The organism is Massilia genomosp. 1 (genome assembly GCF_011682185.1).
Classification (GTDB): domain Bacteria; phylum Pseudomonadota; class Gammaproteobacteria; order Burkholderiales; family Burkholderiaceae_D; genus Telluria_A; species Telluria_A rubra.
Window position 1 is genome coordinate 1 of the sequence record NZ_WHJF01000020.1, and the last position, 9,964, is coordinate 9,964.

At 59.5% G+C, this 9,964-nt stretch carries 16 protein-coding genes and 1 pseudogene; 4 read left to right on the forward strand and 13 right to left on the reverse strand.

Features of this window, described 5'->3' with window-relative positions; all coding sequences use genetic code 11:
* Positions 1-112: 112 nt before the first annotated feature.
* Both F1735_RS09775 and F1735_RS09780 read right to left on the reverse strand, forming a co-directional pair.
* Complete coding sequence (locus F1735_RS09775) at positions 113-280, reverse strand: hypothetical protein (protein WP_167236760.1); 168 nt, start codon at positions 278-280, stop codon at positions 113-115.
* 23 nt (positions 281-303) lie between these two features.
* Positions 304-822: a Rha family transcriptional regulator gene (locus tag F1735_RS09780; protein WP_373888492.1), complete on the reverse strand. Its 519-nt coding sequence runs from the start codon at positions 820-822 to the stop codon at positions 304-306.
* On the opposite strand from F1735_RS09780, the gene F1735_RS09785 reads away from it, so the two are divergent.
* The gene (locus F1735_RS09785) at positions 750-1,082 is read left to right on the forward strand and encodes a transposase (protein WP_167236762.1); all 333 of its coding nucleotides are present in this window, start codon (positions 750-752) and stop codon (positions 1,080-1,082) included. The genes F1735_RS09780 and F1735_RS09785 overlap by 73 nt on opposite strands.
* A gap of 241 nt (positions 1,083-1,323) precedes the next feature.
* Here F1735_RS09785 and F1735_RS09790 read toward each other — a convergent pair whose 3' ends face one another.
* The 3 genes and pseudogenes from F1735_RS09790 to F1735_RS09800 form a co-directional block, all read right to left on the reverse strand.
* Positions 1,324-1,737: a BLUF domain-containing protein gene (locus F1735_RS09790; protein WP_167236763.1), complete on the reverse strand. Its 414-nt coding sequence runs from the start codon at positions 1,735-1,737 to the stop codon at positions 1,324-1,326.
* Positions 1,738-2,205: 468 nt separating this feature from the next.
* The gene (locus tag F1735_RS09795) at positions 2,206-2,613 is read right to left on the reverse strand and encodes a hypothetical protein (protein WP_167236764.1); all 408 of its coding nucleotides are present in this window, start codon (positions 2,611-2,613) and stop codon (positions 2,206-2,208) included.
* Positions 2,614-2,639: 26 nt separating this feature from the next.
* A pseudogene (locus F1735_RS09800) lies at positions 2,640-2,840 on the reverse strand (IS21 family transposase); the annotation flags it as partial.
* A gap of 498 nt (positions 2,841-3,338) precedes the next feature.
* Between F1735_RS09800 and F1735_RS09805 the strand changes: the two are divergent.
* A complete protein-coding gene (locus F1735_RS09805) occupies positions 3,339-4,754 on the forward strand; it encodes a tyrosine-type recombinase/integrase (protein ID WP_222852967.1) in 1,416 nt (471 codons plus the stop codon).
* Positions 4,755-4,844: 90 nt separating this feature from the next.
* Entirely contained in the window at positions 4,845-6,074 is a 1,230-nt protein-coding gene (locus F1735_RS09815; protein ID WP_187364206.1) for a tyrosine-type recombinase/integrase, read from the forward strand.
* 197 nt (positions 6,075-6,271) lie between these two features.
* On the opposite strand, the gene F1735_RS09820 is transcribed toward F1735_RS09815, so the two are convergent.
* Positions 6,272-6,682, reverse strand: coding sequence for a hypothetical protein (locus F1735_RS09820; RefSeq protein WP_167236765.1), 411 nt, complete (start codon positions 6,680-6,682; stop codon positions 6,272-6,274).
* Between the two features lie 362 nt (positions 6,683-7,044).
* Here F1735_RS09820 and F1735_RS09825 point away from each other — a divergent pair, with 362 nt between their 5' ends.
* A complete protein-coding gene (locus F1735_RS09825) occupies positions 7,045-7,605 on the forward strand; it encodes a PEP-CTERM sorting domain-containing protein (protein WP_167236766.1) in 561 nt (186 codons plus the stop codon).
* A gap of 21 nt (positions 7,606-7,626) precedes the next feature.
* Here F1735_RS09825 and F1735_RS09830 read toward each other — a convergent pair whose 3' ends face one another.
* The 7 genes from F1735_RS09830 to F1735_RS09860 form a co-directional block, all read right to left on the reverse strand.
* The gene (locus tag F1735_RS09830; RefSeq protein WP_167236767.1) at positions 7,627-7,899 is read right to left on the reverse strand and encodes a hypothetical protein; all 273 of its coding nucleotides are present in this window, start codon (positions 7,897-7,899) and stop codon (positions 7,627-7,629) included.
* A gap of 19 nt (positions 7,900-7,918) precedes the next feature.
* Positions 7,919-8,146, reverse strand: a complete 228-nt coding sequence (locus tag F1735_RS09835) for a hypothetical protein (RefSeq protein WP_167236768.1) — start codon at positions 8,144-8,146, stop codon at positions 7,919-7,921.
* A gap of 101 nt (positions 8,147-8,247) precedes the next feature.
* Positions 8,248-8,643 carry a hypothetical protein gene (locus F1735_RS09840; protein WP_167236769.1) on the reverse strand — a complete coding sequence of 132 codons (396 nt, stop codon included), beginning with the start codon at positions 8,641-8,643 and terminating at the stop codon, positions 8,248-8,250.
* Positions 8,640-9,095 (reverse strand): lysozyme, encoded by a 456-nt coding sequence (locus F1735_RS09845; RefSeq protein WP_167236770.1) that lies wholly within the window; start codon positions 9,093-9,095, stop codon positions 8,640-8,642. Before F1735_RS09845 ends, F1735_RS09840 begins: the two co-directional genes overlap by 4 nt.
* Complete coding sequence (locus tag F1735_RS09850; protein WP_167236771.1) at positions 9,079-9,300, reverse strand: DUF7940 domain-containing protein; 222 nt, start codon at positions 9,298-9,300, stop codon at positions 9,079-9,081. The genes F1735_RS09845 and F1735_RS09850 overlap by 17 nt, the downstream gene beginning before the upstream one ends.
* Entirely contained in the window at positions 9,297-9,611 is a 315-nt protein-coding gene (locus tag F1735_RS09855) for a collagen-like triple helix repeat-containing protein (RefSeq protein ID WP_167236772.1), read from the reverse strand. Before F1735_RS09855 ends, F1735_RS09850 begins: the two co-directional genes overlap by 4 nt.
* Complete coding sequence (locus F1735_RS09860) at positions 9,608-9,856, reverse strand: hypothetical protein (protein ID WP_167236773.1); 249 nt, start codon at positions 9,854-9,856, stop codon at positions 9,608-9,610. The genes F1735_RS09855 and F1735_RS09860 overlap by 4 nt, the downstream gene beginning before the upstream one ends.
* Positions 9,857-9,964 lie beyond the last annotated feature (108 nt).

A 9,964-nucleotide genomic window follows, 5' to 3' on the forward strand; every position in this document is an offset into this window, starting at 1 on the left:
CATCCCGCCTCGAAGGTCGAGCAGCTGACACCGCGACTGTGGAAACAGCATTGCGCCGACAATCCGCTACGCTCGGACCTGCACAGATTTAACGGCTGATCTACAACGCCGCTCAGCTACCGCTTACGGTTTTCCTTGTCGTCGTATGTGGGATCAGCCCCCAGCCCAACTCTCGGCGGATATCGTCGGGCGTGGGCGGCGGGTCGTCTTGCTCGGGGTGCGTGCGCTCGTCCATGTAGGCGCGAACCTTGTGCTTGTCGGGCTTGGTGGCCTCTGCCATGGCGGGCGAGGCATCCGGATAGATTAGTTGAGCAGCAAGGGTTGAATGGCTGCTTCCGGCATGCCGCGCTCATCGCGCAGGCTTGGCAGTTCGCGCTTCCGGTCCAGCATCAGGTGCGAGCCGAACGAGGCGCGGACCTCAGATGCCACTTCCTTGGAGATTAGCGCCTGCATCTGCTGCCACAGGTTGCGCTCACCGCGCGCCAGTGCATCGCGCATGCGGTAGAACGCTTTCACCAAGGCGATCTTGAACTCGACCACCTTCTTACTGTTGCGCATCAGCGCGATCAGCAGCGTAGATTGAGATTCGTTGAGCATTGCGACCTCGCGACGCTGCATGCCGGCGCTGGTTTCAAAGGGTTGCATTTCAAATGCGACCCTTCCGAATTCGCCTAACGCTGGCTCGTACTTGCGGATCAGCTGCAATGCGGCACGGTGCTCTTGCTTCATGCCTTGGGCCAGCACGAGCGATGACGTACGCAACTCGCCGTCACCGCATACAGCAGGGTTACGTAGATGGCGCGCGCGAGGACAGGTTGACACAGCAGGGATGGCGCATGCATATCCAGCGCAAAGGAAGCAAGGACAAGCCAATTTCGGAAACCCAAAAGCGGCGCAATACGGGCATCGCCAAGACCCGCGCCCGCATCGAGCATGTGTTCGCCGGCCTGGCCGAGATGGGCGGCACGGGCCGGCGCACGATCGGACTGGCGCGCACCACGTTGCAGCTCAATTGGAAGGTCGCCGCTTACAATTTGCGGCGCCTGGTCTACTTGAAGGAGGCCAGGGTCGAGGCGTTCTGACGCCCGCAGTCCGTCCGGACTGCACAAAACGAGGTTCAGCGCCCTTAAAACGGGCGGGAAGCGGCTCGGTCTGACATCAAAAAAACGCAACTGCCGGCATCGCGACCGGTGGTCGCGCGAAATTTGCAGGTAATTCGAGGTGCCCTATGCATGGTTGTACTATACGGTCACTCCATCTCGTGGCAGTGTCCGCTTTCGGCCACGAGCGCTTGTTCCACATCCTCAACCAGGCCCGCGTCGTTTAATCTTTGAAAATTTTCAGTAACGCCACTGCCGGGGATGTCGATCCGATCCTGCGGTTTGTTTGAGCCGCTTCGAGGACTTCAACAAGTTCATCGTATTTGTCGGCTTGCCTGTCGTTCAAGTTGGTCATATTCATGCTCCAGCGCGGAAACGTACGGAAGTTTGCTGGCTCGTTGTAAAGTATCCGGGAATTCTTGTGCCGGGGATCAAGTTCGATTTTTTTATAGAGCTTATCGAGCGTCGATGCCGGACCTTCCAATACTTGCAAGAACCAACCGCCGTTGTAAAACAAACTGCCGGTGACGTCGAGTGGTCCGTTGTTTTTCTTTGCCGTTTCTTGGATCGCGGCAAGATCTTCCGGAGACATCTTACGTACTGCCTGACTTATGTATACAAGTTGATTAATCGACATTTCATCATCCTTTTGGTTGCGGTGAATTGGTCGGTTCGGACAGGTAGTGGATGAATAGCTTGACCCGGCACGACCTCTGTTCAACAAGTGCTTGCGTAAGCCATATTACGCTCATCCACCGCAGGAGTCGGGGTCGATTGAATTTACTCGGCGCAATCGCCCAATTTTCGACGGACCCGGTCAAGCAGACGCGCGGTCTGGCATTGACGGCATTTTTTGCATGCAGCCCTCAACGCTGCATGCGGTATCGGCTGCGCTCCACCGTCATCCCACACAATGTCGACCACGCCGCGCGCCCTGCGATTGCAAATTTCCTTTGGTGATCTCCAATGCGTTTGCCGGCCACTCGTCATCTCCCTCAGCCACATGCTGAACGAAACAACTGTAAACCTCGCTTCCGCACCGGGCCGGTTTCAGGTGACAAACCGGCCAAGATAGTTGTCGTCTACCGGCCAAGATAATTGTCGCTCACCAGCGGTCCTTGGGCAGCGCGAACAAGCTGTAAATGGCCTGATCGAAAACCGTGCTGAAGTCGGCGCGCCAGACGCCGCGTGTCTTGAGGCCGTAGTGGGTCATCACTGCCTCGCGCTCGATGACCTGCAGCTCCCGGACGGCCGTATGCACTTCGCGCACGAGCCGCTTGTTGACCTCGATTTCCAGATCTTCGAAGCTGCGAATGCCGGCATCTGGGGCGCCCAGGCATTGACGTGGCGCGCCTTCGGCAATGGGCTCGTCGGTCCGGATCCACGCGGCCCATCCATCCAGCAGTCGCAGGACGTTTTCGAAATGCTCTTGCTCCACCGTGCTGCGCTGGATTGGCGGCAACGTCGCGACGCGGATCGGCTTGAGCGCCGGCGGCGTACTGTCCTCGGTCACGTCGACGAAAACGATATCGGGCAGCCGTTGAAGCGTTCGACCTTGCCCTTGGCCTTGGCCCGGTACGGCTGGCACAGCTTGATGACGAAGCCGCTATGCCTGGCATAGTCCAGGAAGCCAGCGTGGAAACGGTGTTCGCCGTCACCATACGCATCTCGTTCAAGAACAACCGTCTTCATATTGTCGTACAGGACCCGGCGCGTCACGCCACCGAATGCTGCAAAGGCAGCACCTCTAGCTCTGGCAAAGGTGCTCTGGGTGCTGGACCCTGATGAGCGCTTCTACGATGACGAACCAGATGAGAACGGCGACGTGCCACCACCTCCCCTAAAGGGTGAATCCCCACAGTCTTCGGTCCCGCCCCAGGCGTCGGCCGCATGATCCGTAGCGAGAGGCCAGTAGTCCAGTAAGCCCCGGAACAGGCTATCCGCATCCAAACAATCTGTAGGGGTAAATGTAGGGGTAATTTCTGCGGATAAGAAAAAGGCCAGCACGCTGGCTGGCCTAAGTCATTGATTTTATTGGTCGGGACGGAGTGATTCGAACACTCGACCCCTTGCACCCCATGTCAATTTTCCCAGTTCCAACAAAGTCCAGCAGGAACCGTTGCGATCAATTAATTCTATAAAAATCAAGGACTTGCCTTTCTTTTTACTCCAACAGCGTCCAACCAAGTACACTACGTTCCACGAATATTTAAGGCATATTTAAGGCACGAACTCCGCATGGGAAAAATGACAGCACAGCAGGTGGCCGCACTTCGGCCGAGAGACAAACCGTACAAGCAGAACGTGGACACCGGTCTACAACTGCGTATCGCGGTGAACGGGGTCAAGGTATGGGTGGTGCAGTACGTGGTCGCCGGCAAGCAGCGCGAGTTGCGCCTTTCACGTCCCTACGGCATCTCGACCAACGACGCATCGATGTCATTGGCGGACGCGCGAAATGAGGCGGCTAGGATTCGGACCTTAGCACGGGAAGGAGTGGACATCCAGGTCCAACAGGAGGAAGAGAGATTGCGCGAGTTGCAGATTCTGGCCGAGGCCGAGGCTCAACTTGTAAGCACCCAAGCTAAGGAAACGACGGAGAACCTCTCTGTTGCGCAGATGTTCGATGCCTGGCTGCTCGACGGCGTGCGCCGCAAGGACGGCAACGCCGAGCTGCGCCGGTCGTTTAGCGCAGACGTGCTGCCGGCGATAGGCGCCATCGCGATCAAGGATCTGACGGAGCATGACCTCCGTGGCGTGCTGCGCACCATGGTCGCACGCGGCGTCAACCGAGCGGCCGTGATGGTCCGGAACAGCCTGACGCAGATGTTCGCCTGGGCGGAGAAGCGGCAGCCCTGGCGCAAGCTGCTGATCGATGGGAATCCGATGGAGCTGATCGAGATCGAGAAGATCGTCGCGCCCGACTACAACATGAGCAATGAGCGCGATCGCATCCTTTCGGACGCCGAGATCAGCGAGCTCCAGGCGGTGTTCGACAAGCTGCAAGCCGAGTACGATGCGGCGCCGGACAAGCGGTACGGCACGCAGCCGGTGGCCGCCACGACGCAGCGCGCAGTCTGGATCATGCTGTCGACCTTGTGCCGCGTTGGCGAGATGAGCATGGCCAGGTGGGAGCACGTCAACCTGGACGCGGCAGAGTGGTTCATCCCGAAGGAAAACGTCAAGGACAACCTCGCCGATCTGACAGTGTATCTCTCCCCATTCGCGCTCGACCAGTTCCGCCAGCTGCGCCAAGTCACGGGCCACGCGGACTGGTGCTTCCCCGCGCGGAATAACGAAGGGCATGTCGACTCGAAGTCGATTAGCAAACAGGTCGGGGATCGGCAATCGATGTTCAAGAAAGCCAAGGACGGCGGCCCACGCGCGCCCATGAAGAACCGACGCCACGACAACACACTGGTGCTTGGCGCCGGCAAGACAGGCGCGTGGACGCCGCACGACCTACGCCGCACTGGCGCCACGTTAATGCAGCGCCTGGGCGTCTCGCTCGACATCATCGATCGGTGCCAGAACCACGTCCTGCCCGGCAGCAAAGTCCGCCGGCACTACCTGCACCACGACTATGCGGCGGAGAAGCGCGATGCGTGGGGGAGGCTCGGGTTACATCTCGCCTCACTCCTTGAAAGGGAGTAGAAAGCGATGTGCGGCATTCAAGCTATGCGCCTGCGCCGGCATTCAATAGTTTCAGTGGCATAACACTGGGGCCAACAGGGGGGAGAAATTGTGAGCACATTTCTGAATGCCGACGACATTGCGCATCTGACCGGGCGTAAAGCAAGTGCCAAACAGATCGAAGCGCTGCGCACAATGCGCATCCCGTTTTGGGTGAACGGTGTTGGGAAGCCAGTCGTCACCATCGCTGCCGTCGAAGGGCGCAAGGACGATTCCCCCGGTACGGAATGCTTGGCCCCCAAGAAAAGACGTGGTAGACGAAACACACGCAATCTGAACATGCCGCCGTTCATGCATCCTCGCGTGCAGCGCAGCGGCAAAATCTACTACTACATGTACACCAGAGACAAGCCGCGCAAGGAAATTGCATTAGGTGGAGATCTGCTTCTGGCGCTAGAAAAATACGCCCAGGTCTACGCGACCGCCGCTCCCGTGGCCGGAGCGATGTTTAGGGACGTTGCACAGCGATATCTGGTCGACTCTCTGCCAAAACTCGCGGCTAGCTCAGCAAGGATGTACCAATCAGATGTAAAACACTTGCACGAAGTATTTTGCGATATGCAACTCACAGCAATTAAGCCAATGCATATCAGGCAATTTCTTGATCGACACGCGGACAAGCCCACAACTGCGAACCGCTGCAAGCGTGTTTTCTCGACGATGTGGAACCAGGCGCGGGGGTGGGGCTATACGGACCTGCCAAACCCGTGTGAGGGTATCAAGGGGCATTCGCTTGACAAGCGCGCCGTCTACATTACGGATGCCGTCTACAGCGCTGTGTACGCGTGCGCCAGCGCCCCGCTGCAAGACGCGATGGACTTAGCTTACCTGACCGGTCAGCGCCCCGCCGACACCCTGCGCATGACGTCGCACGACATCATCGACGGGCACCTGAGCGTTACCCAAGAGAAAACGAAGCAGCCGCTTCGGATCGTCATCACCGGCCGGCTGGCGGAATTGGTCAAGCGCATAGAGGCGCGCAAGGCCACGCACAATGTCGTCACGGCCGCACTGCTGGTGAACGCGCACGGCAAGCGGCTGACGGCGCCGGTGCTGCGCAACCACTTCGGCCAAGCGCGCGAGGCTGCGGCCAATGCATCCCCTGCCCTCGCCGCTGATATTCTGGCGTTTTGGTTCTACGACCTGCGCGCCAAGGCTGCGGACGACACCTCCGACGAGCGCGGCGAACAAGCGGCAAGTGACCTGCTGGGGCACGATAGCGTGAAAACCACACAGCGCCACTATTTGCGAAGGGGGAAAATTGTCTACCCCACTAAGTGATTTTATCAGCTCTCCTTTCCACTGCTCGGCTGCCCAGCGAGCTCATCGACCAGTGCCAGAACCACGTGCTACCTGGAAGCAAGGTGCGCAGGCACTACCTGCACCACGACTATGCCGATGAAAAGCGGGACGCATGGAAAAAGATTGGCGAACACATTGCGTCGATACTGAGTTAAGCGAAGGTCTTGCATCCGCCATCATGCCGGCAAAATTCCACGCAGCTTCCGGGTAGAAAATATTGCATTGATCGCAACCCGGATCACCTTGCGCTCGTCGTCAGTCAGCAGGCCGATATCTCGCTCGATTCCATCGGAAAATTCTCGCGTAGGGCCCGAAATTGATGGCACAGATGTGGCGCCGAAACGAAGCCAAGCAGGGTCAACGTCTAGCCATTCGGCCAGCGCAACTAGCTTGTCTTGCGTGGGAATCGCCTCTCCCATGAGCCATTTCCGCACTGCATGGCCCGTAACCGACAAATGCGGGAAGCGTGCATTGAATTCCTGGGCAATCGCTGTGGGACTCCGACTATACGACTTGTGTGCAATCGCAGTACGCAGGCGACGGCCGAATTCAGATCGGGAACATTCTGGGGTGGTGGGTTTTTCCATGATTTGATTGTCATCTTTTTGTTGTAAATATATTACGATCATATCGACGGATTTCGGTACCTACGGTGCTCCATCTAACTCAACTTGCCCGCCCTCGCCGGCTTTGCATAAGCCATGACCCAGTGGGCATAAATTAGACAATTTTCGACACAAACCGCACCACGATCATGCGGCGGCGCCAGCAGGTCAGTGGCATGCAAGCCGCTCAAACAGGGTCGTCCAAGCACATGACTGCGGTGCGATCACTCCCCCGCTATTCGTATTGAATTGACCACAAGCTTAACAAATAACTACTCATGTGGAAAAAAGCAGGTCGAACACTGTAACATCGGCGCTTTACTCACTAACACAAAGGAGACATCATGATTCGTAAACTAGCTGCACTTGCTGCCTTATTGTCGCCACTTTGCAGCGCGCACGCCGAGCAAAGCACTTGGTCATTCGCCTATACCGGCTTTGATGTCGCCACCATTAGCTGGGACGGCGAAACCACGAAGTGGAATCCCGCCGCTAACATCAAGGGCACGTTCAGCGGCACCGACAGCAATGGTGATGGCAAGCTAGTGTTTTCCGAACTGAGCTTGCTTCAGGTCGGCGGTTTTGACTATGTCGGCTGCTCATGGGGGACGTGTCGTTCAGACTATACCTTCAGCTACGCCCCGAATAGTCAGCTCGAGTTCAAAGTAAGCCGCTATAGCAACGATCCGGAGGGCTATGTTTTCTGGTCCACGGTGTACGAAAGCGGCACGAGTGCGGAGTTCATGCAATACGCCTTGGGCTCGCCCAGCGGGGCGCGCTATGCTTGGACGCCGCAGACGACCCTGTCGATCGCAGCAGCTGTTCCAGAGCCATCATCTTATGCCATGATTGTGGCAGGCTTACTGCTCGTAGGCGTCGCAGCACGCGTCCGTCGCGCTAGGTAAGGCGGTGTTGGCGCGACAAATTTAGCGAGCTCGATAAGCGCCTGCTGTCTTGATCGCCACCAGCTCGGCCTCGCAGCGTCGGTAGTGTGCCAGAAGGTCGGCGCTGATCATCTGCATGGGGGACCAAGGCGCGCCGTCGATCCGGTGCATCTCCAAGATCAGCGGCCCGGCACCGATATCGTCATCACGATATCGAGCAGGCGATGCCGGAATTCCGGTATCGGTCACAAGCGCCGCCAATTGGTTGACAAATACTCGGATTTTGACAATAAGGTTGTCACGGCCTTTTGACAACCTGAAACGGCCTCGTCGCTCACAAGCACCCCGCTATCACGGCTTCCAGCTGCGCCTCGTACTTGAGATGTAGCGGCAGGTCGCGCGCCAGGGCCAGCACCTTCTCGCCGTCGCTGGCATCCGGCGCCAGGCCGCGCACGGCGAACATCGGCCGCTCGGGCGCGCCAGTGACGCACGGGCGGTAGACTGGCACCTTGACCTCTTGCACCACCCGCGCCGGGCCAACGCAGGCAGTGAGCAATAACACGAGTCCGATCAACAGGTGGCCGGCCAAGAGTGAGTATCTATGCGGGTTTCGGCCGGTTTTAGCGTCGCTAGCAGGCCAGCGCCGGATGCGGTAAATCGGGCTCATCGTACGGACTCCAGGATGACGTTCACGGCCGGCATGGCCTCGTCGCACGTGGTGGCGCGCACGCCGGCGACCTTGGCCAGCGCGGCATCGAATCGCCGTCCGGCTGCAGCGGCCTGTTGCTGGGCGACCTGGCCGCGCGCCTCGGCCAACAGCTTGGCGTTGCCGGCGGCCTCGACTGCGGCGTTCTGCGCTTGAATAGCGCCGCGCAGTTCCGCGTTCGCGCTGCGCTCGGCGGCCAGCTCCACCCGGGCGGCGTCACGGTCGCGCGCCGCCAAGTACCAGCTGCCACCGGTCCACGCGCCCACCACCAGCAGGGCGGCCAGCAGCACGACGGCGATGATCTTCCAGATACCGCCCGTGACGCCAGCGGCCAGCGTGCCCAGGGCGCTCACGTCACCCCCAAGCACATGTTGCGCTCGACGGCGCGCCGCTTCACCAATCCAGGCAGCCGGATACCTTTCGCCAGCGTCCAGCGCAGCATCTCGTCGCAGCCGCCCTCGATGTCGCCAGCGTTCAGCTTGCGCGCCATAGTCGAGCCGCACATCGCTTCCCGGCCCACGTTGTAGGTGAAGCTGACCAGCGCGGCGCGCCGGTAATCGGGAAGCGGCGCCCGGATGCAGTCGTCCACGGCGTGGTTCGCCAGCTGCAACGACGCGGCCAGCATGCCCTTGCACTGCTCGAGCGTCGCGCTCTGGCCCAGCCGCACGCCCTTGGTCTCGCCAAAGCAGATCGTGGGAATGCCAACCGGGTCGGCGTATGCTTTCTGGCGCAGGCCTTCGAAGCTGGCCACCATCGTGACGGCGATTGCGCACCAGCCGGCGCGCTGCTTATTTGTCAGTGCCATGTAATTCCTTCTGCGCGAGCAAGCGCGCGCCAAATGCCAGCGTCGAGACCATAGCCGCGATGCCAGCGAATACGCCATTGGGAATGCCGGCAGGCTGCACCAGCGCGATGTACACCTCGGCGGCGCCCAACAGGCCCGCAGTGGCGTTGAATTTCAGGCTCCAGGCCTTGGCGAGCACCGCACGCCAGTCTTCGATCAGTTTCATTTTCCGCTCCAAAATCCGCTTCCCTTCGCACCGGTAGCGCCGGTTTCGCCTTGCTTCCCTGTGCTGCCGGCCGCGCCGCGCTTGCCAGCATCGCCGGCGCTGCCAGCGCGCCCACGATCGCCGGTTTCGCCCTTCTCGCCCACGCCATCAGCGCCGGCCGGGCCTTCGATGCCTTGGGCGCCAGTCTTGCCGGGCGGCCCTTGAACGGCTTTCGGCGGATAGAGCGCCGCCACCAGGATCAGCGCGGCGGCAACGCAGAGGAAAATACGGAGCACCCAGTAAAATGAGGTCGACCACTTTTTCGCATTCACTTGATGTGCCCTCCCGCGATTTTTTCAACGATCCAATAGGCCATCCCGAGAACCGCGCTGCCCAGCGTCATCACGCCCCACTTCAGCGCCTTGTTGCGCTCATCTTCAAGCGCCGCAATCTGCTTCGTGGCCGCATTGAGCTTGGCGTCCGCCTCCTCCTTGTTTTCGTCAACTTCGCGCTGCATTGCGGCCAGCCCGGCCGTCAGCAACGCAATTTGTGTTTCAGTCGATATCGTTTGCGTCATTGGATTCTCTTAATGGCCTTGCGCGACGGACCGATGGTTAGCGCGTTGATGCCGGCGAGCGACAATAAAAAGGCCACCCGAAGGTGGCCTGTGGTGGAGTGGCGGAGT

What these genes read in the sequence shown, in the direction of transcription:
- F1735_RS09775 (WP_167236760.1), bottom strand. Translation starts at nt 280, where the DNA reads ATGGCAGAGGCCACCAAGCCCGACAAGCACAAGGTTCGCGCCTACATG.
- F1735_RS09785 (WP_167236762.1), top strand. Translation starts at nt 750, where the DNA reads ATGACGTACGCAACTCGCCGTCACCGCATACAGCAGGGTTACGTAGAT.
- F1735_RS09790 (WP_167236763.1), bottom strand. Translation starts at nt 1,737, where the DNA reads ATGTCGATTAATCAACTTGTATACATAAGTCAGGCAGTACGTAAGATG.
- F1735_RS09805 (WP_222852967.1), top strand. Translation starts at nt 3,339, where the DNA reads ATGGGAAAAATGACAGCACAGCAGGTGGCCGCACTTCGGCCGAGAGAC.
- F1735_RS09820 (WP_167236765.1), bottom strand. Translation starts at nt 6,682, where the DNA reads ATGGAAAAACCCACCACCCCAGAATGTTCCCGATCTGAATTCGGCCGT.
- F1735_RS09825 (WP_167236766.1), top strand. Translation starts at nt 7,045, where the DNA reads ATGATTCGTAAACTAGCTGCACTTGCTGCCTTATTGTCGCCACTTTGC.
- F1735_RS09845 (WP_167236770.1), bottom strand. Translation starts at nt 9,095, where the DNA reads ATGGCACTGACAAATAAGCAGCGCGCCGGCTGGTGCGCAATCGCCGTC.
- F1735_RS09850 (WP_167236771.1), bottom strand. Translation starts at nt 9,300, where the DNA reads ATGAAACTGATCGAAGACTGGCGTGCGGTGCTCGCCAAGGCCTGGAGC.
- F1735_RS09860 (WP_167236773.1), bottom strand. Translation starts at nt 9,856, where the DNA reads ATGACGCAAACGATATCGACTGAAACACAAATTGCGTTGCTGACGGCC.